The organism is Novosphingobium sp. SG707 (assembly GCF_012275515.1).
Lineage (GTDB): Bacteria > Pseudomonadota > Alphaproteobacteria > Sphingomonadales > Sphingomonadaceae > Novosphingobium.
Genome location: NZ_JAAZQL010000002.1, coordinates 546,029 through 572,147, shown reverse-complemented (window position 1 = coordinate 572,147; position 26,119 = coordinate 546,029). Strand labels below are relative to the sequence as shown.

The 26,119-nt window shown below is 64.1% G+C and carries 26 protein-coding genes; 14 read left to right on the top strand and 12 right to left on the bottom strand.

Going from position 1 to position 26,119, the window contains the following annotated elements; translation table 11 throughout:
• Nucleotides 1-2 precede the first annotated feature (2 nt).
• The gene (gene hrcA / locus FHW92_RS07380; RefSeq protein WP_168602598.1) at nucleotides 3-1,061 is read right to left on the bottom strand and encodes a heat-inducible transcriptional repressor HrcA; all 1,059 of its coding nucleotides are present in this window, start codon (nucleotides 1,059-1,061) and stop codon (nucleotides 3-5) included.
• A gap of 168 nt (nucleotides 1,062-1,229) precedes the next feature.
• Between hrcA and rph the strand changes: the two genes are divergently transcribed.
• Nucleotides 1,230-1,946, top strand: a complete 717-nt coding sequence (gene rph, locus FHW92_RS07375; protein WP_168602597.1) for a ribonuclease PH — start codon at nucleotides 1,230-1,232, stop codon at nucleotides 1,944-1,946.
• A 57-nt stretch (nucleotides 1,947-2,003) separates the two neighbouring features.
• Nucleotides 2,004-2,624: an RdgB/HAM1 family non-canonical purine NTP pyrophosphatase gene (gene rdgB / locus FHW92_RS07370; RefSeq protein WP_168602596.1), complete on the top strand. Its 621-nt coding sequence runs from the start codon at nucleotides 2,004-2,006 to the stop codon at nucleotides 2,622-2,624.
• A gap of 268 nt (nucleotides 2,625-2,892) precedes the next feature.
• Here the strand turns inward: rdgB and FHW92_RS07365 are convergent, their stop codons facing one another.
• The gene (locus FHW92_RS07365) at nucleotides 2,893-3,438 is read right to left on the bottom strand and encodes a CAP domain-containing protein (RefSeq protein WP_168602595.1); all 546 of its coding nucleotides are present in this window, start codon (nucleotides 3,436-3,438) and stop codon (nucleotides 2,893-2,895) included.
• Between the two features lie 44 nt (nucleotides 3,439-3,482).
• Here FHW92_RS07365 and hemW point away from each other — a divergent pair, with 44 nt between their 5' ends.
• Both hemW and FHW92_RS07355 read left to right on the top strand, forming a co-directional pair.
• A complete protein-coding gene (hemW, locus tag FHW92_RS07360; RefSeq protein ID WP_168602594.1) occupies nucleotides 3,483-4,631 on the top strand; it encodes a radical SAM family heme chaperone HemW in 1,149 nt (382 codons plus the stop codon).
• Entirely contained in the window at nucleotides 4,628-5,548 is a 921-nt protein-coding gene (locus tag FHW92_RS07355; RefSeq protein ID WP_168602593.1) for a tyrosine recombinase XerC, read from the top strand. Before hemW ends, FHW92_RS07355 begins: the two co-directional genes overlap by 4 nt.
• A 12-nt stretch (nucleotides 5,549-5,560) precedes the next feature.
• Here FHW92_RS07355 and FHW92_RS07350 read toward each other — a convergent pair whose 3' ends face one another.
• From FHW92_RS07350 to rsmI, 4 genes are read right to left on the bottom strand one after another with little or no spacing between them, the layout of a single operon-like run.
• Nucleotides 5,561-6,640, bottom strand: a complete 1,080-nt coding sequence (locus FHW92_RS07350) for an acyltransferase (protein WP_168602592.1) — start codon at nucleotides 6,638-6,640, stop codon at nucleotides 5,561-5,563.
• Nucleotides 6,641-6,642: 2 nt separating this feature from the next.
• A complete protein-coding gene (gene gshB, locus FHW92_RS07345; RefSeq protein ID WP_168602591.1) occupies nucleotides 6,643-7,644 on the bottom strand; it encodes a glutathione synthase in 1,002 nt (333 codons plus the stop codon).
• 21 nt (nucleotides 7,645-7,665) lie between these two features.
• Nucleotides 7,666-8,037 (bottom strand): YraN family protein, encoded by a 372-nt coding sequence (locus FHW92_RS07340; protein WP_168602590.1) that lies wholly within the window; start codon nucleotides 8,035-8,037, stop codon nucleotides 7,666-7,668.
• Nucleotides 8,034-8,861 carry a 16S rRNA (cytidine(1402)-2'-O)-methyltransferase gene (gene rsmI, locus FHW92_RS07335; protein ID WP_168602589.1) on the bottom strand — a complete coding sequence of 276 codons (828 nt, stop codon included), beginning with the start codon at nucleotides 8,859-8,861 and terminating at the stop codon, nucleotides 8,034-8,036. Before rsmI ends, FHW92_RS07340 begins: the two co-directional genes overlap by 4 nt.
• Before the next feature lie 51 nt (nucleotides 8,862-8,912).
• Here rsmI and FHW92_RS07330 point away from each other — a divergent pair, with 51 nt between their 5' ends.
• The 4 genes from FHW92_RS07330 (at nucleotide 8,913) to FHW92_RS07315 (ending at nucleotide 13,629) form a co-directional block, all read left to right on the top strand.
• Nucleotides 8,913-10,076, top strand: coding sequence for a penicillin-binding protein activator (locus tag FHW92_RS07330; RefSeq protein WP_168602588.1), 1,164 nt, complete (start codon nucleotides 8,913-8,915; stop codon nucleotides 10,074-10,076).
• 67 nt (nucleotides 10,077-10,143) lie between these two features.
• Nucleotides 10,144-12,141: a DNA topoisomerase IV subunit B gene (gene parE, locus FHW92_RS07325; protein ID WP_168602587.1), complete on the top strand. Its 1,998-nt coding sequence runs from the start codon at nucleotides 10,144-10,146 to the stop codon at nucleotides 12,139-12,141.
• Nucleotides 12,141-13,217 (top strand): acyltransferase, encoded by a 1,077-nt coding sequence (locus tag FHW92_RS07320; protein WP_168602586.1) that lies wholly within the window; start codon nucleotides 12,141-12,143, stop codon nucleotides 13,215-13,217. The genes parE and FHW92_RS07320 overlap by 1 nt, the downstream gene beginning before the upstream one ends.
• A 1-nt stretch (nucleotide 13,218) precedes the next feature.
• On the top strand, nucleotides 13,219-13,629 hold the full coding sequence (locus FHW92_RS07315) for a GFA family protein (protein ID WP_168602585.1): 411 nt from the start codon (nucleotides 13,219-13,221) through the stop codon (nucleotides 13,627-13,629).
• A gap of 21 nt (nucleotides 13,630-13,650) precedes the next feature.
• Here FHW92_RS07315 and FHW92_RS07310 read toward each other — a convergent pair whose 3' ends face one another.
• A complete protein-coding gene (locus FHW92_RS07310) occupies nucleotides 13,651-14,391 on the bottom strand; it encodes a glutathione S-transferase family protein (protein ID WP_168602584.1) in 741 nt (246 codons plus the stop codon).
• A 49-nt stretch (nucleotides 14,392-14,440) separates the two neighbouring features.
• Between FHW92_RS07310 and FHW92_RS07305 the strand changes: the two genes are divergently transcribed.
• A complete protein-coding gene (locus FHW92_RS07305; RefSeq protein ID WP_168602583.1) occupies nucleotides 14,441-15,322 on the top strand; it encodes a DUF817 domain-containing protein in 882 nt (293 codons plus the stop codon).
• Here the strand turns inward: FHW92_RS07305 and FHW92_RS07300 are convergent.
• Together FHW92_RS07300 and FHW92_RS07295 are read right to left on the bottom strand one after the other, a co-directional pair.
• Entirely contained in the window at nucleotides 15,316-16,539 is a 1,224-nt protein-coding gene (locus FHW92_RS07300) for a DUF1343 domain-containing protein (RefSeq protein ID WP_168602582.1), read from the bottom strand. The genes FHW92_RS07305 and FHW92_RS07300 overlap by 7 nt on opposite strands.
• Nucleotides 16,536-16,979 carry a DOMON-like domain-containing protein gene (locus FHW92_RS07295; protein WP_168602581.1) on the bottom strand — a complete coding sequence of 148 codons (444 nt, stop codon included), beginning with the start codon at nucleotides 16,977-16,979 and terminating at the stop codon, nucleotides 16,536-16,538. Before FHW92_RS07295 ends, FHW92_RS07300 begins: the two co-directional genes overlap by 4 nt.
• Nucleotides 16,980-17,114: 135 nt before the next feature.
• Here FHW92_RS07295 and tyrS point away from each other — a divergent pair, with 135 nt between their 5' ends.
• The 4 genes from tyrS (at nucleotide 17,115) to FHW92_RS07275 (ending at nucleotide 20,860) form a co-directional block, all read left to right on the top strand.
• Entirely contained in the window at nucleotides 17,115-18,344 is a 1,230-nt protein-coding gene (gene tyrS, locus FHW92_RS07290; RefSeq protein ID WP_168602580.1) for a tyrosine--tRNA ligase, read from the top strand.
• 122 nt (nucleotides 18,345-18,466) lie between these two features.
• Nucleotides 18,467-18,799, top strand: a complete 333-nt coding sequence (locus FHW92_RS07285) for a PilZ domain-containing protein (RefSeq protein ID WP_168602579.1) — start codon at nucleotides 18,467-18,469, stop codon at nucleotides 18,797-18,799.
• 106 nt (nucleotides 18,800-18,905) lie between these two features.
• Complete coding sequence (locus tag FHW92_RS07280) at nucleotides 18,906-20,156, top strand: MFS transporter (RefSeq protein ID WP_168602888.1); 1,251 nt, start codon at nucleotides 18,906-18,908, stop codon at nucleotides 20,154-20,156.
• Between the two features lie 2 nt (nucleotides 20,157-20,158).
• On the top strand, nucleotides 20,159-20,860 hold the full coding sequence (locus FHW92_RS07275) for a dienelactone hydrolase family protein (protein ID WP_172249230.1): 702 nt from the start codon (nucleotides 20,159-20,161) through the stop codon (nucleotides 20,858-20,860).
• A gap of 11 nt (nucleotides 20,861-20,871) precedes the next feature.
• On the opposite strand, the gene hisI is transcribed toward FHW92_RS07275, so the two are convergent.
• Entirely contained in the window at nucleotides 20,872-21,243 is a 372-nt protein-coding gene (gene hisI / locus FHW92_RS07270; RefSeq protein ID WP_168602887.1) for a phosphoribosyl-AMP cyclohydrolase, read from the bottom strand.
• Between the two features lie 358 nt (nucleotides 21,244-21,601).
• Nucleotides 21,602-22,345, bottom strand: coding sequence for a ComF family protein (locus tag FHW92_RS07265; RefSeq protein WP_168602577.1), 744 nt, complete (start codon nucleotides 22,343-22,345; stop codon nucleotides 21,602-21,604).
• An 83-nt stretch (nucleotides 22,346-22,428) separates the two neighbouring features.
• Here FHW92_RS07265 and FHW92_RS07260 point away from each other — a divergent pair, with 83 nt between their 5' ends.
• Nucleotides 22,429-23,196: a methyltransferase domain-containing protein gene (locus FHW92_RS07260; protein WP_168602576.1), complete on the top strand. Its 768-nt coding sequence runs from the start codon at nucleotides 22,429-22,431 to the stop codon at nucleotides 23,194-23,196.
• Between the two features lie 219 nt (nucleotides 23,197-23,415).
• Here the strand turns inward: FHW92_RS07260 and ppdK are convergent, their stop codons facing one another.
• The gene (gene ppdK, locus FHW92_RS07255; protein ID WP_168602575.1) at nucleotides 23,416-26,079 is read right to left on the bottom strand and encodes a pyruvate, phosphate dikinase; all 2,664 of its coding nucleotides are present in this window, start codon (nucleotides 26,077-26,079) and stop codon (nucleotides 23,416-23,418) included.
• Between the last annotated feature and the right edge of the window lie 40 nt (nucleotides 26,080-26,119).

The window sequence follows — 26,119 nt, the reverse complement described above, 5'->3', positions numbered from 1 at the left end:
TTTCAACCGATCAGTTTGCCCAGGGACTGGGCTGTGAAATCCACCATGGGGACGAGACGCGCATAATTCAACCGCGTTGGCCCGATTACCCCCACAACACCGATCACCCGTCCATCGCGATCCCGATAGGGAGATGCAATGACCGATGAGCCGGAAAGCGCGAAAAGCCGGTTCTCGCTGCCGATGAAAATGCGCGTCGCGTCGCCCTGTTTGGCGCGGTCGAGCAATTCGGCCACCGATTGTTTGTTTTCCAGATCGTCGAGCAGCGAACGCACCCGATCAAGATCGGACAATGCCGCCTCGTCCAGCAGATTGGCCTGTCCGCGCACGATCAGCACGGGGCGATGGGCCGCATCCTCGCTCCACACCGCCAATCCGCGCTGGACCAGATCGGCGCTGGCCGCATCGAGCGCGCTTTGCCCGGTGATGATTTCGGCCTGCATCGCGCGCGCCGCCTCGGCCAGAGTGCGCCCACCCAGATGCGCGGTGATATAATTCGACGCCGCCTCCAGCGCGCCCGGCCCCAGCGAGGCGGGCAGCGCCAGAATGCGATTTTCTATGCCCCCATCCTCACCCACCAGCACCGCCAGCGCCCGGCCCGGCGAGAGCAGCACAAGGCTCATCTGCGCCAGTCGCGGTTCGCGCTGGGGCACCATCACCACACCCGCGCAGGCCGACAGGTCCGACAGGGCGGCGCTGGTCGCGGCCAGCGCCGCCTCGATCGGGCCGGGCTGGTGCAGCGAACGCTCGATGGCGGCGCGCTCCTCCATGCTGGGTTCGCGCACCTGCATCATGCCGTCGACAAACAGGCGCAGCCCCTGCTCGGTCGGCATGCGTCCCGCACTGGTATGGGGATGCGAAAGCAGGCCGATCCCCTCCAACTCGGCCAAAACGCTGCGGATAGAGGCAGGCGAAAGGTTAAGCGCCCCACCGCCTGCCAGCGTTTTCGACCCCACCGGCTGGCCCGAATGCAGATAGGCCTCGACCACTTGCCGAAAGACTTCGCGCGCGCGCCCCGTCACCTCGGGAAAGGAAAGGTCGGAAGGAGGGGAATTGGCCATCTCCACCATATTGGGCGGCCCATCCCATCAAATCAAGAGAGATGGCACATCGGGCGATACGTCAAATCAGGCAGAACCGGCAGGCAAAACCTTGCCCCTGCCCGCGGGACGCGATAGGGCCGCGTCAACTTCATCAGGAACCAAACTTTACCTATAGAAAGGCCTGCCATGCGTCCCTCTGGCCGCGCGCCCGACGAAATGCGCGAGATCGAAATCATCACCAATTTCACCAAGCATGCCGAAGGCAGCGTGCTGGTCTGCTTTGGCGACACCAAGGTTCTGGTCACGGCCAGCGTCGAGGAACGCGTGCCCCCGTTCCTGCGCGGCAAGGGCGAAGGCTGGGTGACGGCGGAATATTCGATGCTGCCGCGCGCCACCCATACCCGCGGCAGCCGCGAGGCCGCCAAGGGCAAGCAGTCGGGCCGCACGCAGGAAATCCAGCGCCTGATCGGCCGCTCGCTGCGCGCCGTCACGGATCTGAAAAAGCTGGGCGAGCGCCAGATCACGCTGGATTGCGACGTGATCCAGGCCGACGGCGGCACGCGCACGGCCTCGATCTCGGGCGCCTGGGTGGCGCTGCGTCTGGCGGTCAACGGGCTGATGGCCAAGGGGCTGATCGCTGAGGACCCCCTGCCGCGCAAGGTGGCCGCGATTTCCTGCGGCATCGTCAATGGCGCAGCGGTTCTCGACCTTGATTATATCGAGGATTCGGGCGCGGATGCCGATGCCAATTTCGTGCTGATCGAAGGCGGCCATATTGCCGAGGCGCAGGCCACCGCCGAAGGCGCGACCTATGACGAAGAGGGCCTGCTGCGCCTGCTGCGTCTGGCCCGCATTGGCTGCGACCGCATCTTTGCTGCACAGGCCAAGGCGGTCGGGGCTTAATTGCCCCACCGGCCTGCCGTACAACATCCAAATATCCTCCAAAGGGGCCAAGCGCCGATGACCAGACTTTCCGGCAAGATCGTGATCGCCACGCATAATCTGGGCAAACTGGCCGAGATGCAGAAGATGCTGGCCCCCTATGGACTGGAATGCGTGTCGGCGGGCGAACTGGGGCTGGAAGAACCCGAGGAAGTCGGCACCACCTTCATCGAAAACGCGCTGATCAAGGCGCGTTTCGCGGCGGTGGAAAGCGGGCTGCCTGCGCTGGCCGACGATTCGGGCCTGTGTGTTCAGGCGCTGGGCGGACGGCCCGGCGTCTACACTGCCGACTGGGCCGAGCGCCACTGGTACGAAGGTCCCGAAGGCCGCGACTGGTTCATGGCCATGGGCAAGGTCGAGGGCCTCCTGTGCGAACACGGGCCGGACGTGGGCCGCGCGGCGCATTTCGCCTGCGTGCTGGCGCTGGCATGGCCCGATGGTGTCGATGCGGTCTATGAAGGCCGCGTCGACGGCACGATGACATGGCCCCCGCGCGGACGTCTGGGCTTCGGCTTCGACCCGGTGTTCATCCCGCGCGGCTATGACCAGACCTTCGCCGAAATCCCCCCCGCCGATAAGGCCAAGATCAGCCACCGCGCCGATGCCTTCGCCAAGTTGGTGGCGGATCAGTTCGGGTAAGGTTTATGCCTCCGGCGGGCAAAGGGACTTGTCCCTTTGCAATCCCGTTAATGTAGGCGTTGCGCGCATGGTTCAGCCGAAACGCTGAAAGCGCGGCGTTCAGATTTTAAAGCCTGCGGCGCCAGACTGCATGAGCTCGCCGCGCCGCAGGCTTTAAAACGACAGCACATCATGTTTCGTCGCGAATCATGCACAACCCCATGATGGGATTGCAAAGGGCCCCCGCCCTTTGCCCGCCGGAGGCAAAACTCCAAACCTTCCAAACCCCTTACGGCACCTTCTGCCCAAAAATATTCCCCGCCGGCCAATATCGGCAAACGAGAAAATCATCCCTAGGCCCGCGCGCCATCGCGCAACCCAGCCGCTGCGTCCCGCGCCAAACGATCTGGGTATAATGGGCAACATTGCGCCAATTACCATCACGGGTGACGGCGGGGAATGTGCCGGGCAGGAAATCGTCGCGTTCGGAGATGAACTGCTCGATCATGGTTTCGATCGGGTATGCGCCCGCCGTGCCCATAAACAGGTTTTCGCCCGCCTTTTTGCGTCGCTCGGCCGAGGCATGTTCGAACTTTCCGCTGCGGGCCAGTTCCTGCGCCCAATCGAGCGCGCCTTGCGCCAGCGCTTCGTCCCAGACCAGCGGTGCCTCGCTCATCCGCCCCCTTTCGCGGTTGTGCGCGGCCAGCGCGCGGGCGGCGAGCGCAGGGGCCATGGCCGGGGCGCCGGAGCCATAGACGGCAACCGGAGTGATTGCGGGCGCGGCCGCAACCGGGCCGCCGATCAGGCAACAGAGGACAAAAGCATGGCGCATCATAGCCACCTCTTGACATCTCAACCTTAAACCAGCGTGAAGAAGCCATGGCGCGCGCACTTTATATTCACTGGCCCTTCTGTCTCAAGAAATGCCCCTATTGCGACTTCAACAGCCATGTGCGCGATGGAGTGGACCATGATCTTTGGCGTGGGGCGCTGCTGGCCGACCTGCGGCGCGAGGCCGAGATGGCGGGCGGCGAGGCGCTGGAGAGTATCTTTTTCGGCGGCGGCACGCCCAGCCTGATGCCGCCCGCGCTGGTCGCCGCCTTGCTGGAGGAGGCGCAGCGGCTCTGGGGTTTTGCCCCCGGCATCGAGATCACGCTGGAGGCCAATCCGTCGAGTGTGGAGGCCGCCAATTTTGCCGCGCTGGCCAGCGCGGGGGTCAATCGCGTCTCGCTGGGGGTTCAGGCTCTCGATGATGCGGCTCTGCGTTTCCTTGGCCGCCTGCATGGTGTGGACGAGGCACTGGCCGCGCTCGGCGTGGCGCAGGAGCATTTTTCCCGCGTCAGCTTCGACCTCATCTATGCCCGCCCCGATCAGTCCGCCGATGCGTGGGAGGCCGAACTCAACCGCGCCCTCGCGCTGGGCACCGATCACCTCTCGCTCTATCAACTGACCATCGAGGAAGGCACGCGCTTTGCTACTCTGGTGCGCGAGGGTGCCTTTGCCCCGCTGGAGGATGATCCGGCCGCCGACCTGTTTGCGATGACCCGCGCGGTCACCGCGCGCGCCGGATTGCCCGCCTATGAAGTGTCGAACCATGCAAGGCCGGGGCAGGAAAGCCGCCACAACCTGACCTATTGGCGCTATCGCGACTATGCCGGGATTGGGCCGGGGGCGCATGGGCGGCGCGGAGGATTTGCGACCACACGGCACAAGAAACCCGAAAACTGGCTCACCTCGGTCGCCGCCAAGGGCCATGGCACGCAGGAGGAGCGCGCACTTTCTTCCGCCGAACAGGGGGCCGAAGCGGTGCTGATGGGCCTGCGTCTGGCCGAGGGAATGGATGTGGGCGCGCTGGCCTCCCGGCTGGGTCTGGCGCGGGGCGATCTGATCGAGGCGGACAAGCTGGCGCTCTTCATCCGGCAAGGGCTGATGTGGCAGGAAGGGCAGCGCATCGGGGCGACCGAGGCCGGGATGCTGGTCTTGAACAGCCTGATCGCGCAGGTCACGCCCGACGGTTTGGCCGGATGAACGAGGCGGCCGCCTTCCTCGCCGCCCGCGCCGAAGTGCTGACCGCATGGCACGCGCATCTGACCGACGCCCGCCGCCGCAGCCCGCATACGGTGCGCGCCTATATGGCCACGGCGGGGCGGCTGATGGATGCGCTGGAGGCCTATGACTGGGCGGCGCTGGCGCGGATCGACACGGCGGGCCTGCGCCATTTTCTGGCCGAGCGGCGCGAGGATGGCATCGCCAATATCTCGGTCGCGCGCGAATTGTCGGCCTTGCGCGGTTTCCTCAGCTTTGCCCGCGAAAAGGCGGGCATGGTAAAACCCGCCCCGCCCCGGCTGCGCGGCCCCCGGGTCAAGCGCGGCATCCCCCGCCCGGTCACGCCCGACGAGGCGACCGACCTTGCCGATCTGGTGCATGTCAATGCGCGCGATGATTGGCAGGGCTTGCGCGACCGGGCAGTGCTGCTGCTGCTCTATGGCGCAGGACTGCGTATCGCGGAGGCTTTGTCGCTGACCGGCGCGGACTGGCCGATGGGCGACCGGCTGACCATCACCGGCAAGCGGAGCAAGCAGCGCGTGATCGCCATCCTGCCCGCCGTGCGCGAGGCGATTGCGGCTTACCTCAACGCCTGCCCCTATCCGGTGGAGCGGGACAAGGCGCTGTTTCGCACGGTAAAGGGCGCGGCGCTCTATCAGTCAGCGGTGCAAAAGGCGGTGGCCGATGCGCGCGGGATGCTCGGCCTGCCCGATACGGCCACGCCCCATGCGCTGCGCCATTCCTTTGCCACGCATCTGTTGGGCGCGGGGGCGGATCTGCGCTCAATTCAGGAATTGCTGGGCCATGTCAGCCTGTCCTCGACGCAGGTTTACACAAGGGTCGATGCCGCCGTGCTGCTCGACGCCTATCGCAATGCGCACCCCAGAGCCGAAGATTAAACGCGCGGAAGATTAATCCCGGAACCACCCGTCAATCCGGGGCCGCATCCAGCGCAGCACCGGCACCTCGACCCAGCGATAGACCGCCACCGACAGCGCCACCACGGCCAGACTGACCAGCCCTGCCCATGGCAGCCATGGCAACGCATCATCGCCCAGCCGGTCCTGCACTGCCAACGCGCCATGCACCACCGGCAGATGCACCAGATAAAGCGCAAAGGAGGCATCGCCCAGCAGAATCAGCCAGCCTTGTCGCGCCAGCCATCCCGACAAGGCCCCGCCGCCGGCGCCAAAGATCCAGATGAACAAGGCCATCAGCGGCAGATAGGCCAGTTGCATCCGCCACACATCGGGCAGGCCCAGCAAAGGATAGGCCACCATCGCGCAGAGCAGCAGCGCGAGCGCGGCCGCCTCCGCCCCCGTCCCGCCCCGGCGCGGCAGGCGATAGACCAGCATCCCTACGATAAAATCGAGCAGGCGCGAAACCGGGCTGATATAGGTCAGCCAATGAGTCAGCGTAGGCTCATCGCCCGCGAGAATCGCCCCCTGCCCCCATGCCACACGCCAGACCACCACGCCCAGATTGAGCGCCAGCAAGCCCGCCGCCAGCAACCCCAGCCGCCGCAGCGGCTTCAGCGCCAATCCCGCAAAACAGGCATAGAAAAACGCCTCGTCCGACAGGCTCCAGCTTGGCTCGTTGATGGTGAAATACCAGTCCGAGCGCGGCACCCATGCTTGTAGCAGCGACAGATTGACCGCCACCTTGGGCCAGACGCCCGCGCCTTCCTGAACCAGCGCCAGCACCGCCAGCGGCACGCCCACCAGCCAGTGCAGCGGCAACACTCGCGCCAGCCGGAGCGTGAAATAGTGCCAGCCGCCGATCCGTCCTTCTGCCAGCCGCGCCTGATAGGTATGGGCAAGGATATAGCCGGAAAGCATGAAGAAGAAGGACACGCCCGCATAGCCCTCGTGAAAGAGGGTGCGCGCGATAGGCTGCAACGCATTGGGATATTCGGCCAGCGGCCAGAGATGCGAGGCCAGCACCGCCAGCGCCGCGAAGAACCGCAGCGCCGTCAGTTGATCGAGGCGCATCCTCAGGCTGCCGTCATATCCTTATGCCGCCGTTCGATCGCGGCCCAGATCATCGCGCCGCAATCGCTGTTGTTGAAACGGTCGATGGCGACGATGCCGGTGGGCGAAGTTACGTTGATTTCCGTCAGCCATTGCCCGCCGATCACATCAATGCCGACAAAGACCAGCCCGCGCGCGCGCAATTCCGGCCCCAAAACGCGGCAAATTTCCGCCTCGCGTTCGGTCAGCTCGGTCGCCTCGGCGCTGCCGCCCACGGCCAGATTGCTGCGGAATTCGCCCTCGCCAGGCTTGCGGTTGATCGCGCCCGCCACCTCGCCGTCGACCAGCACGATGCGCTTGTCGCCCTTGGACACATCGGGCAGGAAGGGCTGCACCATGAAGGGTTCCTTCCACATCTGGGTGAACACTTCGATCAGCGCGCCCAGATTGTCGCCGCCGGCGGGCACGCGGAACACCGCCTTGCCGCCATTGCCATGCAGCGGCTTGATGACCAGATCGCCGCCGAAACCGCGCTCGACCATGCGCTTTTGAAAGCCGCGCACATCCTCGATCCGGCGGGCCACCAGCGTCGGCGGCATGAATTGCGCGAAATCGAGCACAAAGACCTTTTCGGGCGCATTGCGCACCTGTTCCGGGTCATTGACGACCAGCGTCTGCCCTTTAAGCTTTTCAAGGATATGCGCGCCGGTGATATAGCCCAGATCGAACGGCGGGTCCTGACGCATCAGCACCACGTCAATATCCGCGCCAAGGTCGATATTGGCAAATTCGCCCAGCTTGTAATGCGATTCGCCCGCCTGCGGGCGATGCACGATAACCGGAGCGGCCCAAGCAGAAACCCGGCCCTTTCCGTCCGCCGTCGATTCCCATGCCAGTGTGCCGACATCGTAATACCACAGCGAATGCCCCCGCGCCTGCGCCGAGAGCATCAGGGCAAAGGTGGAATCGCCCGCAACATTGATCGAGGGCAAGGGGTCCATCTGAACGGCAACACGCAGTGACATTGGCAAATTCTCCAGCACCGATCAGATCGGCATCCATGCGTTGGCGATGTGGCGCACCATCGCGCCGGGCGCAAGCAACAGAATATCTACCCGCATATCATCCCCGGCTTTAGCATAGTCCGGCCACAGCAATTCGGCCGCGCGCGCCACACGGGTCAAACGGCGCTGGTCGATGGCAAAATCGAGATCAGCCTCGCGGGCGCGCCATTTGACCTCGACGAAAACGACCAACCCCGGCTGGCGAGCAATGATGTCCACCTCGCCCCGCGGGGTTTTCACCCGCTGGGCCACGATCTCGAAACCCTGATCGCGCAGCCAGCCGCAGGCCAGCGTTTCCCCATGCCGCCCCCTCGCCTCGGCGGCAATGCGGTCGGCCTCGCGTTTCCAGTTCATTTCAAGGTGAGCGCCAAGGCATACAACGCCTTGCGGTCCAGCCCGGTGGCCTTGGCCACGGCGGCGGCGGCCTGGCTGGGCTTCAACTCGCGCAATTGTTCGCGCAGCAGCTTTTCGGCATCCTCCATACTGGCCGCCTCCGCCACCGCGGGGCCGACCATCAGCACGATCTCGCCGCGCGGCGGATTGGCGGTGTAATGCTCGATCAGTTCATCGGGCGTGCCGCTACGGCATTCCTCGAACATCTTGGTCAATTCGCGCGCCACGGCCACCTCGCGCCCCGGCAGAACCTTGGCAATCGCGGCCAGAGCATCGGTCAGGCGCGGCGCGGTTTCGTAAAACACCAGTGTCGAAGGCACCACGGCCAGCTCGGCCAAGGCATGTTCGCGCGCCTTTTCCTTGGGCGGCAAGAACCCGGCAAACAGAAACTTGTCCGAAGGCAGGCCCGAAAGCGTAATACCCACAATCGCCGCGCTGGGGCCGGGAATCGAGGTGACGGGAATGCCTCGCTCGCGGCATTCGCGCACCAGCCGATAGCCCGGATCCGACACCAGCGGCGTGCCCGCATCCGACACCAGCGCCACCGGATGATCCGCCATCAGCGCCAGCAAGCCTTCACGCGCGCGCTCATCGGCATGGTCGTCATAGCGGATCATGCGCGCTTTGATGTCCAGATGCTGCAACAAACGCCCGGTAACCCGCGTATCCTCACAGGCCACCGCCGCCACGTCTCGCAATGTCTCGATAGCGCGCAGGGTGATATCGCGGAGATTGCCAATTGGCGTGGCGACAATATACAGGCCAGAAGAGAGTTTTTGTTCCATAGGTCAGCTTCATAGCAGGGCCGACCGGAGCAAGCCAACAGGACAAAAAAGATGGAACAGCCCAAGGCCCCCGCAAGCCGCACGCTTTGGCGCAAAAGCATGACCCTTGGCGTCACCGCGCTGCTTTCGGCCTGTACGGTCGTGCCCAAGGGACCGGTGGAAACGCCCAATGCGCCGCCCCCGCCCACCGCGCAACTGCCCGCCGACGAAGGACGCCATCGCATCGCGCTGCTGGTGCCGCTTTCGGGCCCGGGCAGCGCGGTGGGTCAGGCGATGGCCAATGCCACGACCATGGCCCTGCTGGACACCAACGCCACCAAGATCCGCATCACCACCTATGACACATCGCCCGGCCCGGCGGCGGCGGCAGCTAAGGCGCTGGCCGATGGCAACCGGCTGATCCTGGGCCCGATGCTGGGCGAGGATGCGCTGGCCGTGGCGCAGACGGCGCGCCCGGCCCATGTGCCGGTGATTTCCTATACCGGAGACGCTGGCGTGGCGGGCAATGATGTGTTCGTGATGGGGGCGGTTCCGGCCCAAACCATCGCGCGCGAGGTCAAATATGCCCGCGCGCAGGGTCTGACCCGCTTTGCCGCGCTGATGCCGCTGGGCAATTATGGCGAACGGGCGGGCAATGCCACCATTGCGGCGGTGCGCGCGGCGGGCGGCACGCTGGTGGGCATGGAAAGCTATGATCGCTCCAAGGGCTCGCTGACGGCGGCTGTGCGGCGGCTGAAAGGGCGCGGGGCGTTTGATGCGGTGGTGATCGGCGATACGGCGGCGATGGCCGCGCAGGCCGCGCCGCTGCTGAAAATCGCGGCGCCGGGTCTGCGCATTCTGGGCAATGAACTGTGGGCCGGAGAGGCCGTGGTGGCGCGCACGCCCGCGCTGAACGGCGCATGGTTTGCCGCCCTTTCGGATCAGCGCTTTGGCCGGTTCACCGAAAGCTATAAGGCGCGCTTTGGCCAGCCGCCCTATCGCGCGGCCACGCTGGGTTATGACAGCGTGCTGCTGAGCTTGCGCATTGCGCGCGAATGGGCGCCGGGCACGCCCTTCCCCACCGGGCGCCTGCTGGATCGGGGCGGGTTCCTCGGGCTGGACGGCATCTTCCGCTTCAACAGCAATCAGGTGATCGAGCGCGCGCTGGAAGTGCGCGAGGCGCGCGGCGGGGCGATCAATGTGCTCAGCCCCGCGCCGTCGCGCTTCGAGGACTGAGGTTTCAGGGGATTTCAGGGCGTGGGGCGCTTGCGTTCGGGACCAACGCCGGTCTAGTCTGTCGTTCATGTCGGACGATCTGTTTGAAACCCCACGCGGCCCCTCGGGCGAGGCCTATGACGCCAATGCGATCGAGGTGCTCGAGGGCCTTGAACCGGTGCGCCGCCGCCCCGGCATGTATATCGGCGGCACCGACGAACGCGCGCTCCACCATCTTGTGGCCGAAGTCCTGGACAATGCGATGGACGAGGCCGTCGCGGGCCATGCCAACCGCATCGAGGTCATGCTTGAGGAAGAGCCCGGAACGCCCGGGCGCATCACCATCATCGACAATGGCCGCGGCATTCCCGTGGGCGAACATCCCAAGTTTCCCGGCAAATCCGCGCTGGAGGTGATCCTTTCAACGCTCCATTCGGGCGGCAAGTTTTCCGGCAAGGCCTATGCCACCAGCGGCGGTCTGCACGGCGTGGGCATCAGCGTGGTCAATGCGCTTTCGACGCTGACGCGGGTTGAGGTGGCGATCAACAAGGAATTGTTCGCGCAGGAATTTTCCAAGGGCCAGACCCTCGGCCCGATCAAGAAGGTCGGCGCGGCGCCCAACCGGCGCGGCACCAGCGTGCAGTTCACGCCCGATACCGAAATTTTCGGCACGGATGCCCGCTTCAAGCCTGCCCGCCTGTTCAAACTGGTGCGCTCCAAGGCCTATCTGTTTGCGGGCGTGGAAATCCGCTGGAAATGCTCCCCCTCGCTGGCCTCCGAGGATGTGCCTGCCGAGGCCACGTTCCAGTTTCCCGGTGGTCTGGCCGACCATCTGGCCGAACAACTGGCCACGCGCGAATGCGTGACCGCCGCACCCTTTGCTGGATCGCAGGACTTCCCCGGCGAAATGAATGGCCGCGTCGAATGGGCGATCGCCTGGCCGCTGTGGTCCGAAGGCGCCTATTCCTATTATTGCAACACCATCCCCACGCCCGATGGCGGCACCCATGAACAGGGCCTGCGCGCGGCGCTGACCAAGGGCATCCGCGCTTTTGGCGATTTGGTGGGCAATAAAAAGGCCAAGGACATCGCCCCCGAAGACGTGGTGACCTGCTGCGAGGCGATGCTCAGCGTCTTTATCCGCGACCCGCAGTTTCAGTCCCAGACCAAGGACCGCCTGACCAGCCCCGAGGCCGCGCGTCTGGTGGAAAATGCGGTGCGCGACCATTTCGACCATTTCCTGACCGACAATATGGATCGCGGCAAGGCGCTGCTGGGCCATGTGATGGAGCGGATGGACGAGCGTCTGCGTCGCAAGGCCGAGCGCGAGGTCAAGCGCAAGACCGCCACCAATGCGCGCAAGCTGCGCCTGCCGGGCAAGCTGACCGATTGCAGCGGCGAAGGCGAAGGCGAGACCGAACTGTTCATCGTGGAAGGCGATTCGGCAGGCGGCAGCGCCAAGCAGGCCCGCGACCGCAAAACGCAGGCCATCCTGCCCATTCGCGGCAAGATCCTGAACGTGGCCAGCGCCTCGCTCGACAAGATCCGCGCCAATCAGGAAATCGCCGATCTGTCGCTGGCGATGGGCTGCGGGCTGCGCAAGGACTGCAATCCCGACCTTTTGCGCTATGACCGCATCATCATCATGACCGACGCCGATGTCGACGGCGCACATATCGCTACGCTTTTGATGACCTTCTTCTTTCAGGAAATGCCCGATGTGGTGCGTAAAGGGCATCTCTATCTGGCCCAGCCGCCGCTGTACCGCCTGACGGCGGGCAAGGAGAGCGCCTATGCCCGCGATGACGCACACCGGGCCGAGCTGGAAAAGACCAAGTTCAAGGGCAAGAAGGTCGAGGTGGGCCGGTTCAAGGGCCTTGGCGAAATGAACCCGCAGCAATTGCGCGAAACCACGATGGACCCGGCCAAGCGCAGCCTGGTGCGCATCACCCTGCCGCAGGAATATGAGGACCGGGCGCAGGTGAAGGATCTGGTGGACCGCCTGATGGGCCGCAACCCGGAACACCGCTTCCACTTCATCCAGAACCGCGCCGCCGATATCGACCCTGAAATGATCGACGCCTAATGGCCACCAAATCGCATTTCGAGGTGCTGGACGGCTTGCGCGGTGTCGCCGCGCTGCTTGTTCTGGTTTTCCATATCAGCGAGATCCTGTCCAAAGGCGTGATGGCGGACAATTGGCTGCCGCATGGCGCGCTGGCGGTGGATTTCTTCTTTGCGCTCTCGGGCTTTGTCATCGCCCATGCCTATGACCAGCGCATGGCCGAGGGGCTGGGCTTTGGCGGGTTTATGCTGCGCCGCTTTGTCCGGCTGCACCCCATTGTGCCGCTGGCCACGCTGATCGGCGCGCTGGCATGGGTTTACGCCCCCTTCCCCCATGCGGCGCATGTGGTCGATGGGCGGTTCTGGACGGCGGTGGTCATGGGGCTTTTCCTGCTGCCCTATCCCACACTGGCCGACCGGGCCGAGGACACCCATTCGCTCGACGGGCCGACTTGGACGCTGTTTCAGGAATATATCGGCTCGATCGCCTATGGGCTGGTGCTGCACCGCCTGTCGCCGCGCGTGCTGGCATGGTTGCTGATCCCGGCGGGCGGGCTGCTGGCTTGGGGCGCGGTGGTCTATGGCAATCTCTCGGTCGGCTGGGGATGGAGCCACTGGTGGATGGCGGAGGCTCGTCTGGCCTTTCCCTTCATCTTCGGCATCCTGCTTCGCCGCGTCCTGCCGAGCCTGACGCCATTGCGGATGAGTTTTGGCGGATTGGCCATCGTGATGACGGTAGCCTTTGCCGCGGGTGTGCCGGGGGGCAAGCCGGGCTGGGCCAATGGGCTGCTGGAATTCGCCTATGTTGCCCTGCTCTTTCCGCTTATCATTCTGATGGGCGCCCATTCGCGGATGAGCGCGGGGATGCGCAAAGTCGCCAAGGCACTGGGCCGCCTGTCTTACCCATTGTATATCATCCATTATCCCTTCATCTATTGGTATTGGGATATGGCGCTGGATCCGCATCCGCATGACCTCGCCCTCTGGGCCCCGGTGATTTACATCGGCTCGGTGGCGCTGGGCTGGGCGGCGCTGCGGTTTTGGGATGAACCCCTGCGGCGCTGGGCCACGGCGCGCTGGATTGCCAAGGAGAACTGAGATGACCCATACTGGTCAATGCCTATGCGGCGCGGTCAAGCTCTCGCTGAAGGGCGAACCGATTGCCGCGCGCATGTGCTGGTGCCATGACTGCCAGCGGCTGGCCAGCGGATCGGCCACGGTCAACGCCTTGTTCGCGCCGGAAAATGTGACGGTGACGGGGCCGGTGACGCTGCACCACAAGACCGCCGACAGCGGCAATACGGTCGAGCGCGCCTTTTGCAGCGCCTGCGGCAGCCATGTGTTTTCGCGGCCGCTGCTCGATCCGCCGGTGGCCTATCGCATCCGTGCGGGGGCCTTGGACAATCCGGAAATTGCCAAGCCCACCGGCATCATCTGGACCGCCAGCGCGCCGTCATGGGCGGTGATGGACCCGGCGCTGCCGCAATTTCCCAAAGCGCCGCCAGCGTAATTCCGGCGGCGCCTATGGGCATCAATCCTGCGGGCGCAGCTTTTCCATCGGCACTTCGGCAAACATCTTCTGCACGGCCGGGCGCGCGTTGATCTGGGCAATCCAGCGCACCAGATGCGGCGCATCAGCCTCGTTCACCAGTTCGGGGAAGCTGTAATTCATGCCATTGGCGATAGCGAAATTGCAGATATCGGCCAGCGTGAACATATCGCCCGCCAGCCATTCATGGTCGGCCAGATGGTCATTGAGGCGCGTGACCGAAAAGGCGATCTTGCGCATTTCCTCGTCCAGCAGATCCTGCGGGAAGCCTTCGCGCGCGCGGCGCCATTTGACCTGCTGCTCAAAGACCGGGATGGCCTTCACCTTCTCCTCGAACGCCTCATCGCTCAGGCTTTTGACCATATTGCCGACATAGCGGTGCCAGCCGATGGTCGAGACGCACCAGCAGAAATATTCATCGACCCACTTGGTCCAGATCCGCATTTGCGCGCGGCCATAGGAGTCAGCGGGGCGCAACTTCACCTCGCCGGGGTGTTCATCTTCCAGATATTCGCAGATCACCGTGCTTTCGGTAATCACCTTGTCGCCATCGACCAGAGCGGGCACCTGTCCGCGCGGATTGATGGCCTTGAACCAATCCTGATGATGTTCAAAGATGGCCGGGTTCAGGCGGTGCCCTTCGAACGGCGTGCCCTTTTCATAAAGAGTGAGCAGCGGCTTCATCGAATTGGCGGCCGGGCCGAAAGAATAGAGTTTGAGCATCGTCTAGGCATCCTCTTGTGCTTTGCCCCGACCTTAAGGAATGTAAGCAATGCATACAAGTGGTGGGAAAAATACCCGTCAGATTCCGCCTATCGGCCCCACCCGATTTGCCGCCATCCGCGCCCGGATCGAAGCTTTCGCCCCGCGCCCCGGATGGCGCACATGGGTCTATGAATTCCTGCTCTTCGGGTTCAAGCAGGGGTGGGCATGCCTATTTGGCGGCCTGATGCTGGCCCTGCTGCTGATGACGCATCTGTTCTATCCGGCGCATGCGGCGCTGGCCCGTTATGACATGCTGACGCTTTCCGCGCTGGGCATACAGGTCGCCATGCTGGCGCTGCGGCTGGAAAGCCGCGAGGAGGCATGGGTGATCGCGGCCTTTCACATCGTCGGCACGGTGATGGAATTGTTCAAGACCGCGCAGGGGTCATGGGTCTATCCCGAGGCGGGGTTTCTGCGGATCGGGAATGTACCGCTGTTCTCCGGCTTCATGTATGCGGCGGTGGGCAGCTATATCGCGCGGGTCTGGCGCATCTTTGATTTCCGTTTCAGCCATTATCCTGATGAAAGGCTGACGGTGCTGGTGGCCGTGCTGATCTATGTGAATTTCTTTGCCCATCACTGGCTGCCCGATATTCGGCTGGGGCTGTTTGCGGCGATCGGCATACTGTTCTGGCGCACGCGGGTCTATTTCCGCAACTGGCGGGTGCATCGCTGGATGCCGCTGCTCTTGGGGTGGTTTCTGGTGGCGGGCTTTATCTGGATCGCGGAAAATATCGCCACTTTCGCCAATGCATGGCTCTATCCGGGCCAGCGGCATGGCTGGGTGATGGTTTCGCCCGGCAAGCTGGGGGCGTGGTATCTGTTGATGTATATTTCGTTTGTGCTGGTGGCGCGGCTGCATCGCGCCGCGCCACCGCGCGTTCAGTAAAGCAGATAGGGCCGGATTTCCTCCGCCCAGCGCGCCTCGTCCGGCGTGGTGATCGCGTCGAGATCGGCGGCGCAAGAGCCTGCATCATCCACCCATTCGCGCAAAGCCGGCCCGCCATTGATGACATCAATGGCAAGGCGCGTCAGCTCATACTCATAGGGGAAATCGCGCCACAGCGGATAATCGGGATAGAGCCGCCGGATCGCCTTGAAGGCCAGCGCTTGCAAACGCCAGGGGCGGAAGGCCTGATGGTCATAAAACCCGCCCTCGGCATGGATCATCAGCGCGCTGCACAGCTCGCCCACATGCTTGTGAAATGTGGGCGTGAACCAGCATTCGCGCAGAGCACATCCCGTCATCCATTGCGGCGCAAATGCCTGCATCTCGGCCAGCACAGCCTTGGCATCCACGTCCGGTGCGCCGAACAACACCTCCAAAGGCCGCGTCGTGCCGCGCCCTTCGGACAGGTTCGTGCCCTCCAGCATCACCGTCCCGGCATAGGCGCGGGCCATGTTGAGACTGGCCGCATTCGGGCTGGGGTTGATCCAGAGGCGCTCCTCGGGCCAGCCAAAACCGGCAAGACCGGCGCGCGCAGGCGCATCGGGGGCCCAGCCCTCCATCGTGATGACGCGGTAATCGACATCCAGCTTGAAATGATCGACGAACCAGCGCCCCATCTCGCCCAGCGTCAGGCCATGGCGCATCGGCATCGGCCCGGCGCCGACAAAGCTCTCCTGTCCGGGGATCAGCGTCAGCCCTTCGATGGGGCGCCCCGCCGGATTGGGCCTGTCCAGCACCCAGACCGACTTGCCCGTGCCCGATGCGGCTTCCAACAGATAGAGCAGCGTGGTGACGAAAGTGTAGATCCGGCAGCCAAGATCCTGAAGATCAAACAGGAAAACGTCGGCCGTATCCATCATCGCCGGGGTCGGGCGGCGCACCTGTCCATAAAGGCTGAACACCGGTATGCCGAGCGCAGGGTCGAACTCGTCCTCCGTCTCGACCATATTGTCCTGCTTGTCGCCCTTCAGCCCATGTTGCGGACCAAAGGCGCTGGTCAGGTTTACATCGCCGCAGGCGGCCAGCGCATCAAGACTATGCACCAGCCCCGAGGTCAGCGAGGCGGGATGCGCGACGAGCGACACACGGCGCCCGGCAAGCGGGGCACGAAGCGAGGGATCAGCGAGCAGGCGGTCAAGGCCGAACAGAACAGTCATGGTGCCTCCGCTGCCGCAAGCTGGAGCGTGAAGCAAGAGCGCTTGTGAAAATCGGGCCGCCCTTCGCCGTGCGCCAGCGCCCAATAGGATTTGTGGCCGCCCGCCTCTTCGATCACAGCGGTCAGACCAGCGCAAACCGCGCCCTCCAAGATCGTGCGCGGCAGGCGGACCTCGCACACCGCCTCATCGCCCGCCCGTGTCATGGCGATCGCCGGGGCGATGGACATATCCGCATTGCGCCCGCCCTCGCGATAAGCGGCAAAACCATAGGTCGCCCAGCACGAGGAGGGCGAGAAATTGAACTCCTGATAGCTCGTCCCCTCCCGCCCCAGAAACAGCTCGAAACAGGTCGCCTTCCACAGGTCGTCATGGCGCTCTGCATGCGCGGGCGTGGGCAGCACCAATCCCCCCGCCCCGCCCACGCGATATGTCAACGTCAAGGCATCGCCGCGCGCTTCCCAATCCACGCTTACGGATTTAACCCCTACGGCGGGCGTTTGCGGATGACAGATCAGCGAGAAAGTTCCCAAAATGAATTCTCCGTGCTAGGCGGCGCGCTCAATCAAGAGGCAAACATGACCGAATACAAGTCCGACCTGCTGCGCCTGCTCGACGAGCGGGGCTATATCCACCAGTTGACCGATGCCGCCGCGCTCGATGCGTTGGCCTGCAAACAGGTGGTGCCGGGCTATATCGGCTTCGATCCCACGGCGCCATCGCTGCACGTGGGGTCGATGGTGCAGATCATGCTGCTGCGCCGTTTGCAACAGGCCGGGCACAAGCCCATCGTGGTGATGGGCGGCGGCACCGGCAAGATCGGCGACCCCAGCTTCAAGGACGAAGCGCGCAAGCTGATGACCGACGAGATCATCGCGGACAATGTCGCCTCGATCCGCCGCGTTTTCGACCGTTTCCTGACCTTTGGTGACGGGCCTAGCGATGCGATCATGGTCGACAATGCCGAATGGCTCGACAAGCTGGGCTATATCTCGTTCCTGCGCGAGGTGGGCCAGCATTTCAGCGTCAACCGGATGCTGTCCTTCGATTCGGTCAAAACAAGGCTCGATCGCGAACAGTCTTTGTCCTTCCTTGAATTCAACTACATGATTCTTCAGGGCTATGACTTCCGCGAATTGTCCAGGCGCTATGGCTGCCGCCTGCAGATGGGCGGGTCGGACCAATGGGGCAATATCGTCAACGGCATCGAACTGACCCGCCGTATGGACGGCGTGGAAGTGTTCGGTGTGACCACTCCGCTGCTGACCACCGCCGATGGGGCCAAGATGGGCAAATCGGTCAACGGCGCGGTCTGGCTCAATGATGATGCGCTGCCCGCCTATGACTTCTGGCAATATTGGCGCAACACCGATGACCGCGACGTGGGCCGCTTCCTCAAACTGTTCACCGACCTACCGCTCGATGAAATCGCGCGTCTGGAAGCGCTTGAGGGCAGCGAGATCAATGCCGCCAAGGTCGTGCTGGCCAATGAGGTGACGAAACTGGTGCGCGGCGAGGAAGCAGCCAAGGCCGCCGAAGCCACCGCCAGCGCCACCTTTGCGGGCGGCGGTCTGGGCGCGGATCTGCCGGTATGGCATGTTCCGGCCGAAGGCTGCACGATCATCGATGCGCTGGTCGGAATTGGATTTGCGGCGAGCCGTGGCGAAGCCAAGCGCCTGATCGCGGGCGGCGGGGCCAAGCTGGATGGCGTTGCCGTCAGCGATGAAAATCTGCCGATTAGCCTTGAAAGCGGAGAAATCCGCCTTTCCTCGGGCAAAAAGAAGCACGGGATTCTCAAGGCTTTGTGATGCTTTCGGAGGCGGCAAGCTCTTGCCGCCTCCACCGGCAGCTTCTTGCCATATTTACCATTTTTTCGCCATTTGTGTCCTAAAAGCCTCTCCTTGACGTAATTCATGCAGGAGATTGACACATGGCATCAGGGGCACAGCTTTCGGTTACCGAACTGCGCCGCGCCGCGCGCCATCCGGTCAGTTTCCGGGTGGTGGCCGAACACCGGCGCGTGGGCGATGTGATGCTCGACATCGCCAATATTTCGATCCACGGCTTCATGGTCGGCAACAAGGTCGAATTGGGGCGCGGCGAAAGGGTAACGATCCGCTTGCCCGTCGTAGGGCGCATCGAGGCTCATCTGATCTGGTCGACCGATGATCGTTCGGGTTTTCAATTTGAACGCATCATCCGTCAGGACGATTTCACTAACATGATCGCCGCGCTGCAACCCAACCCGCGCCTGCGCCGATAAGACAGAACCGGGGGCGCCGACCAAAGGCGCCCACAAGCCAGATTTTTCCCTCAACAAGCACTGGTATCTTGGCAATCGGCTTTGCACCTGCCACATCGGCGCGGTGATGGAGCCAACCAACCCTCTGCAAATCGCCGACTATCGCCGATTTTGGATCGCCCGTTTCCTCTCCTGGCTGTCGGGCTCGGGCATGGTGGTCATCATCGGCTATCAGCTTTATGATCTGGCGCGCCAATCCTATGGAATGACCATTGCCCAGGCCTCCTTCATGCTGGGGGTGCTGGGCTTTGTGCAATTCGTGCCGATGTTTTTGCTTACCCCGGTTTCGGGCGTGGTGTCCGACCGGTTTGATCGGCGCAAGGTCGGCGCGCTGTCGGTCTCGGTCGATATGGCCATGGCGCTGACGCTGGCCATCACCACATGGCAGGGCTGGCTCAGCCTGCCGCTGGTGCTGTTTCTGGGTATGGCGCATGGCACGGCGCGGGTGTTTGTCGGGCCTTCGGTGGGGGCCATCGCGCCGATGATCGTGCCGCCTGCGCTCTTGCCCCGCGCGATTGCGATGAATTCCATGGCGATGCAATCGGGCACGATTGCCGGGCCTGCGGTGGCGGGATTGCTGTTTGGCTGGCATCCGTCGCTCTTCTATTGGATGTCCTGCGCGCTGCTGTGTGTTTCGGCGCTGGCGCTGCTGACGATCCGGCCCCTGCCCGCCCATGCCGCCAATCGTGAAACTCACCCGATGCGCATGGCGTGGGAAGGGCTGACCTTTGTGCGCGGCAATCCGTTCCTGCTGGGCTGCATCACGCTCGATCTCTTCGCTGTGATGCTGGCCGGGGCGACGGCGCTGCTGCCGGTCTATGCGCGCGATATCCTGCATGTGGGGCCGACGGGTCTGGGCGAAATGCGCGCGGCTCCGGCGGTGGGCGCGGCGGTGCTGGGCATCCTGTTGTCGATCAAACCGCTGGAGCGGCGGGTGGGCATCACCATGCTCGGCTCGGTCGCGCTGTTTGGCGCGGCGACGGCAGTGTTTGCCGTTTCCACCAATTATGCGCTGTCGCTGGCCATGCTGGCGGTGCTGGGCGCGGCCGACATGATCAGCATGTTCGTGCGCTCCACGCTGGTCCAGATGCATACGCCCGATGAAATGCGCGGGCGGGTTTCGGCCATTTCGGGTCTGGCCATCGGCGCCTCCAACGAATTGGGCGAGATGGAGTCGGGCATTGCCGCATGGTTGCTGGGTGCGCAGGGAGCGGTACTGTTCGGCGGCCTTGGCGCGGTGGCGGTGACGCTGATCTGGGCCTTTCTGTTTCCGCAAATCCGCAAAGCCAATCGTTTTACCCCACAAGAGGATGATTGATCATGCTTCAGCCTGTTTCCTATTCCGACGGTGATGTCGCGCTGACCGGCTGGGTGGCGCGTCCGGCCGGAACGCCGCGCGCCGCGATCCTGATCTGGCCCACCATCGCCAATATCGGCCCCGCCATCGAGGCACGCGCGCTGGCTCTGGCCGAGCAGGGCTATCTGGCCATGGTCGGCGATTTCTACGGCGCGCCGGTGGCCAGTTTCGAAGCCTCCTTCCCGATGGCCGAGGTTTTGCGCGGGGATTGGGATGCCTATCGCACGCGCCTCCATGCCGCGCTCTCGGCGCTGCGCGCCCTGCCCGGCGCAGAAGGGCTCAAGGTCGGCGTGATCGGCTATTGCATGGGCGGTCAGGCCGCGCTCGAACTGGCGCGTGACGGGGCCGACATTGCCGCAGCGGTCAGCTTCCACGGCGTCTTCGGCACGGAAAAGCCCGCCGCCCCCGGCGCCGTCAAGGCGCGCATTCTGGTGCTGCATGGCGATGCCGATCCGCTGGCCCCGCGCAGCGCCGTCATCGGCCTGTGGGAGGAACTGGACGCCGCCGGGGCCAACTGGCATTTCCACGCCTATGCGGGCGTGCGCCATGGCTTTACCGACCCCGACAGCGATGCGCGTGGTAAGGACTTTCTGGGCTATAACACCAGCGCCGACCGTCAGAGCTGGGCCGCGATGCTCAGCTTCTTCGACGAGATCTTTGCGTAATCCAGCCGCCTTCAGTCCACACGGGCCAGGGCATCGCCCTCCAGCTTGCGATAGAAGCAACTGCGCGCGCCCGTGTGGCAGGCCGGGCCTTCCGGCTTGCACAGCATGACCAGCGCGTCCTGATCGCAATCAACGCGAATTTCCTGCACCCGCAGGAAATGGCCCGAGGTTTCGCCCTTCAGCCACAGTTTCCCGCGCGAACGCGAATGGAAATGAGCCAGCCCCGTCTCGCGCGTTTTGTCCAGCGCCTCTGCGTCCATAAACGCCACCATCAGGATTTCCCGACTCTCCGAATCGACCGCGATGGCCGTCAAAAGACCCTGCGCATCGAAACGCGGCATGAAGGTAGAACCGGATTCGCGCTCGATATTCCCGGCGGACATACGTAAAACTTTCCGTTCAAGGCGCCCCAACCCTCTGCTGGGCGCGGTGATGTTGCGCGATAACCACAACTGGGGGCGAAAATCCACACTTGCGATGATCGCCTCTTTATCTTTGGCCCGAAAAGTTGAAACAAATCGGACACGGTCTTGAGGGAGATCGTATTGCCAGGCAGCGGAACGCGCCACGGTTCAGGGAAATGCCAGCCAGCGCTGAAAGAGCGTTGCGCGGTAGAGAATGAGGGTTCAGGTGTGGTGGCCCATCAGGGGGGGACACCAGTCGCGCTGAGAAGCGTCGCCTATCAGTTTCGTCACGTTAACGCCCGGAGGTCAGACCTCCGGGCGTTTTCTTATGGACCATTTACGCCAGCTCCTCGCCATGGACGCGGGCGAAACAGGCCACCACTACCCGCGCCGCACCCGCCTGCTCCAGCGCGGCGATACAGGCATTGGTGGTCGCCCCGCTGGTCAGCACGTCATCGGCCAAAATCACTTTTGCGCCATGCAGGCGCGCTTTGCGGCCGGGGTGCAGGCCAATCGCGCCGGTCAGCACCTTGGCCCGCTCCTGCGGCCCCAGTCCGCCCAGCATCGGCGTCTTGCGCCGCCGCACCAGCGCGTCGACCATCGGCTTTGCCCCGGTGTGCCGCGCAATCTCCTGTGCCAACAGAGCCGATTGGTTGAACCCCCGCCCCCACAGTCGCCAGCGATGCAGCGGCACCGGCACCACCAGCCAGCCCGGCCCGACATCCCGCGCCTTTAACCGCGCCGCCATCAGCCGCCCCATTAGCCCGGCCAGCGCCACCCTCCGTCCATGCTTGAGCGCGATCACCAATTGGCGCGAAGTGTCATTGTAAAGCGTGGCCGCCGCGACGCCATCATGGCGCGGCGTCTCGACAACACAGGTGTGGCACAGCAGGCCATCCTCGGCATGGGAAGCCGCCGCGCTGCTCAACGGGCGCTGACACAAGCGGCACGAAGGATCACCCGGCATCGCCAGCCCCGACCAGCAGGGCGCGCAAAGGCCGCCCTGTTCATGGATACCCTCGCCGCACAGCGGGCAGCGCGGGGGAAACAGCAGGTCGAGAACGGGCGAAAGGCGGCGCATGGACAAAAGTCTAATGGCTGCTTTTGCCGGGGCAAGCGCGAAGATCCTTGCAGCCGCGCGGCGCAAGAGGCAGGACGGGGCGCATGAGTCAGCCTCCCCGCATTTTCGCGCCGCACCGCCGCCTTGCCGCCCGCCGCCGGGCGATGGTCCTGCAAAATCAGCCCAATGCCGCGCATTATCTGCTCGACGATATGGTTGAGGATGTGCTCGAGCGGCTCTCCTTTGTGCAGATGACGCCTCGCCGTGCGCTGGTGGTGGGCGATTGGACCGGGGCGCTGGGTGCCGCTCTGCGCGCGCAAGGCGCCGAGGTGGTGGAGGCCGATCCGGCAGGGTTGCGCGGGGCGATGGTGCTGGATGAAGAGCAGCCCTATCTGCTGCGCGATTTCGATCTGATTGCCTCGCTGGGCACATTGGATACGGTCAATGACCTGCCCGGTGCGCTGATCCATATGCGGCAGGCGCTGGCGCCGGGCGGCGTGATGATCGCCAGCTTTGCAGGGGCCGGTTCGCTGCCTGCGCTGCGCGCGATCATGATGGCGGCCGATGGCGAGCGCCCCGCCGCGCGGATGCACCCGATGGTCGATGTTCGCGCCGGGGCGCAATTGCTGCAACGCGCCGGTTTTGCCGATCCGGTCAGCGATGGTCGCGCGGTCAAGGTGCGGTTCCGCTCGCTGGCAGGCCTTGTGGGCGATGTGCGCGCGCAGGCATGGAGCGGGGTTTTGACCCAGGGTGGCCCGCCGATTGGCGAGGCCGGCTATGCCCGCGCTCTGGTTGCCTTTGATGAGCTGGCCGAGGATGGGCGCGTGACCGAGGTGTTCGAGATTTTGACGTTGAGTGGGTGGAGAAGGTGAAATGATGCGAGGGACTCGTCCCTCGCGCTTCCGTTACTGTCCACGTTGCGCGTTGGGTTCGGCGTTATGTGTCGGACGCGGGGTTGGAAAATAGAAAGCCTGCGGCGCCTTATCCTAGCGCCGCAGGCTTTATCCATTCAACGTCTCGGATCAGGCACTTGCCCCTTGACGGGATTGCCAAGGGACGAGTCCCTTGGCCCGCCGGAGGCAAAAGCCCCCTTACCCCAAAGCCGCCTGCGCCGCCGCCAACCGAGCAATCGGCACGCGGAAGGGCGAAGCCGAAACATAATCCAGCCCGGTCTTTTCGCAGAAAGCGATAGAGGCCGGATCGCCGCCATGTTCGCCGCAAATGCCCAGCTTGATGCCCGGCAGGGTCTTGCGCCCACGCTCGGCGGCCAGTTCGACCAATTGACCCACGCCCTCGACATCGAGGCTGACGAAGGGATCGCGCGCATAGATGCCCTGCTCGACATAGGCCGAGAGGAAGCGCGCCGCGTCATCGCGCGACACGCCCAGCGTGGTTTGCGTGAGGTCATTGGTGCCGAAGGAGAAGAACTTGGCCTCCTCGGCAATTTCGCCCGCCATCAGCGCCGCGCGCGGCAATTCGATCATCGTGCCGACGAGGTAATCCAGCACCTTGCCCTTTTCGGCAAAGACCTGCGCAGCGGTACGGTCCACCAGAGCCTTCAGGATCGAAAGCTCCTTCTTGGTCGCCACCAGCGGGATCATCACTTCGGGCACCACCGCCTCGCCGGAGGCCAGCGCCACATCGACGGCGGCCTCAAAGATCGCACGGGCCTGCATCTCATAGATTTCCGGGAAGGTGATACCCAGACGGCACCCGCGATGGCCCAGCATCGGGTTGAATTCATGCAATTCGCCCGCACGGCGCTTCAAGGTTTCCACGCCGATGCCGATGGCATCCGACAGTTCGGCAAATTCCGCCTCGCCATGCGGCAGGAATTCGTGCAGCGGCGGATCGAGCAGGCGGATCGTGACCGGCAGGCCCGCCATGATCTCGAAGATCGCATGGAAATCGGCGCGCTGTTCGGGCAGCAACTTGGCCAGAGCCGCGCGGCGACCGTCCTCGTCCTCGGCCAGGATCATCTGGCGCACGGCTGAAATGCGGCCCGCGTCGAAGAACATATGCTCGGTGCGGCACAGACCGATACCTTCGGCGCCAAAGCTGCGCGCGGTGCGGCAGTCCTCGGGCGTTTCGGCATTGGTGCGCACCTTCATGCGGCGATGCTTGTCGGCCCAGACCATCAGCGTGCCGAAATCGCCCACCAGTTCAGGCTCGATGGTCGGCACAGCGCCGCCCATGATGTCGCCCGTCGCGCCGTCCAGCGTGATGATGTCGCCTTCCTTCAGATCGCGGGTGCCGATCTTGAGGGTGCGGCTGTTCATGTCGATGCTGACCGCGCTGGCCCCCGAGACGCAGGGGCGGCCCATGCCGCGCGCCACCACGGCAGCGTGGCTGGTCATGCCGCCGCGCGCGGTCAGGATGCCCTTGGCCGCATGCATACCGTGGATGTCTTCCGGGCTGGTTTCGACGCGCACGAGGATGACGCTGTCGCCGCGCTCGGCCCGCGCCTGCGCCGTTTCGGCGTCCAGCACGATCGCGCCCGAGGCCGCACCCGGCGAGGCGGGAAGCCCCTTGCCCAGATAGTCACGCTCCGCCTTGGGGTCGAGCGTGGGGTGCAGCAGTTGGTCGAGCGCCATCGGATCGACGCGCTTGATCGCGGTGGCTTCGTCGATCAGGCCTTCGCCCACCATATCGACCGCCATCTTCAGCGCGGCCTTGGCCGTCCGCTTGCCGCTTCGCGTCTGCAGCATCCACAGCTTGTTGCGCTCAACGGTGAATTCGATGTCCTGCATGTCCTTGTAGTGCTTTTCCAGCAGTTCAAAGACAGCGGCCAGCTCGGTGTAGGCCTCAGGCATCGCCTCTTCCATAGAAAGCGGCTTGGCCCCGGCGCGTTCGCGGGCAAACTTGGTCAGATATTGCGGGGTGCGGATGCCCGCCACCACGTCTTCGCCCTGCGCATTGACCAGCCATTCGCCGTAATAGGCCTTCTCGCCGGTCGCCGGATCGCGAGTGAAGGCAACGCCGGTGGCCGAGGTGTCGCCCATATTGCCGAACACCATCGCCTGCACGTTGACCGCCGTGCCCCAGTCGCCCGGAATGTCGTTCAGGCGGCGATAGACCTTGGCGCGTTCGCTTTCCCAGCTGTCGAACACAGCGCCGATCGCGCCCCAGAGCTGTTCATGCACATCCTGCGGGAACGGGCGGCCCAGCGCCTTTTCGACGATTTCCTTGTACTCGCCGACGAGCGCCTGCCAATGCTCGGCTTCCAGCTCAACATCGGCGTAGAAACCGTTGTCTTCCTTAATGATTTCCAGAGCATCCTCAAACAGGTGATGGTCAATGCCAAGCACCACGTCGGAATACATCTGGATGAAACGGCGATAGGAGTCCCATGCAAAGCGCGGGTTGCCCGAACCCTGCGCCAGGCCCTGCACCGTCTCGTCGTTGAGGCCGAGGTTGAGCACCGTGTCCATCATGCCCGGCATCGACACCCGCGCGCCCGAACGCACCGAAACCAGCAGCGGATTGGCGGTATCGCCAAACTTGCGGCCCGTGGAGCTTTCGACATGCGCCACGCCAGCGGCAACGCCAGCGCGCAGATCGGCGTCAAAGCTTTTGCCATTGGCGTTATAGGTCGCGCAAACTTCGGTGCTGATCGTGAAGCCCGGCGGGACCGGCAGACCAATACCGGCCATTTCGGCCAAATTGGCGCCCTTGCCCCCGGCGATTGTCTTGTCGCGGCTGCGCGGGTCGGTCGAATTGGCGCCACCACCGAAATAGAATACGTATGCAGACATGATTAGACCAAGCCTCCCAGAACGAATCGGCCTTTGTAGT

Bases quoted from the DNA above. Each gene is read 5' to 3' on its own strand.
- FHW92_RS07315 (WP_168602585.1), top strand. From the start codon at position 13,219: ATGACCCATACTGGTCAATGCCTATGCGGCGCGGTCAAGCTCTCGCTG.
- gshB (WP_168602591.1), bottom strand. From the start codon at position 7,644: ATGTCACTGCGTGTTGCCGTTCAGATGGACCCCTTGCCCTCGATCAAT.
- FHW92_RS07310 (WP_168602584.1), bottom strand. From the start codon at position 14,391: ATGCTCAAACTCTATTCTTTCGGCCCGGCCGCCAATTCGATGAAGCCG.
- FHW92_RS07285 (WP_168602579.1), top strand. From the start codon at position 18,467: ATGGCATCAGGGGCACAGCTTTCGGTTACCGAACTGCGCCGCGCCGCG.
- FHW92_RS07365 (WP_168602595.1), bottom strand. From the start codon at position 3,438: ATGATGCGCCATGCTTTTGTCCTCTGTTGCCTGATCGGCGGCCCGGTT.
- hemW (WP_168602594.1), top strand. From the start codon at position 3,483: ATGGCGCGCGCACTTTATATTCACTGGCCCTTCTGTCTCAAGAAATGC.
- hrcA (WP_168602598.1), bottom strand. From the start codon at position 1,061: ATGGCCAATTCCCCTCCTTCCGACCTTTCCTTTCCCGAGGTGACGGGG.
- FHW92_RS07320 (WP_168602586.1), top strand. From the start codon at position 12,141: ATGGCCACCAAATCGCATTTCGAGGTGCTGGACGGCTTGCGCGGTGTC.
- parE (WP_168602587.1), top strand. From the start codon at position 10,144: ATGTCGGACGATCTGTTTGAAACCCCACGCGGCCCCTCGGGCGAGGCC.
- FHW92_RS07340 (WP_168602590.1), bottom strand. From the start codon at position 8,037: ATGAACTGGAAACGCGAGGCCGACCGCATTGCCGCCGAGGCGAGGGGG.
- hisI (WP_168602887.1), bottom strand. From the start codon at position 21,243: ATGTCCGCCGGGAATATCGAGCGCGAATCCGGTTCTACCTTCATGCCG.
- FHW92_RS07275 (WP_172249230.1), top strand. From the start codon at position 20,159: ATGCTTCAGCCTGTTTCCTATTCCGACGGTGATGTCGCGCTGACCGGC.
- FHW92_RS07350 (WP_168602592.1), bottom strand. From the start codon at position 6,640: ATGCGCCTCGATCAACTGACGGCGCTGCGGTTCTTCGCGGCGCTGGCG.
- tyrS (WP_168602580.1), top strand. From the start codon at position 17,115: ATGACCGAATACAAGTCCGACCTGCTGCGCCTGCTCGACGAGCGGGGC.
- FHW92_RS07280 (WP_168602888.1), top strand. From the start codon at position 18,906: ATGGAGCCAACCAACCCTCTGCAAATCGCCGACTATCGCCGATTTTGG.
- FHW92_RS07330 (WP_168602588.1), top strand. From the start codon at position 8,913: ATGGAACAGCCCAAGGCCCCCGCAAGCCGCACGCTTTGGCGCAAAAGC.
- rdgB (WP_168602596.1), top strand. From the start codon at position 2,004: ATGACCAGACTTTCCGGCAAGATCGTGATCGCCACGCATAATCTGGGC.
- rph (WP_168602597.1), top strand. From the start codon at position 1,230: ATGCGTCCCTCTGGCCGCGCGCCCGACGAAATGCGCGAGATCGAAATC.
- FHW92_RS07300 (WP_168602582.1), bottom strand. From the start codon at position 16,539: ATGACTGTTCTGTTCGGCCTTGACCGCCTGCTCGCTGATCCCTCGCTT.
- FHW92_RS07355 (WP_168602593.1), top strand. From the start codon at position 4,628: ATGAACGAGGCGGCCGCCTTCCTCGCCGCCCGCGCCGAAGTGCTGACC.
- FHW92_RS07265 (WP_168602577.1), bottom strand. From the start codon at position 22,345: ATGCGCCGCCTTTCGCCCGTTCTCGACCTGCTGTTTCCCCCGCGCTGC.
- rsmI (WP_168602589.1), bottom strand. From the start codon at position 8,861: ATGGAACAAAAACTCTCTTCTGGCCTGTATATTGTCGCCACGCCAATT.
- FHW92_RS07260 (WP_168602576.1), top strand. From the start codon at position 22,429: ATGAGTCAGCCTCCCCGCATTTTCGCGCCGCACCGCCGCCTTGCCGCC.
- FHW92_RS07305 (WP_168602583.1), top strand. From the start codon at position 14,441: ATGCATACAAGTGGTGGGAAAAATACCCGTCAGATTCCGCCTATCGGC.
- ppdK (WP_168602575.1), bottom strand. From the start codon at position 26,079: ATGTCTGCATACGTATTCTATTTCGGTGGTGGCGCCAATTCGACCGAC.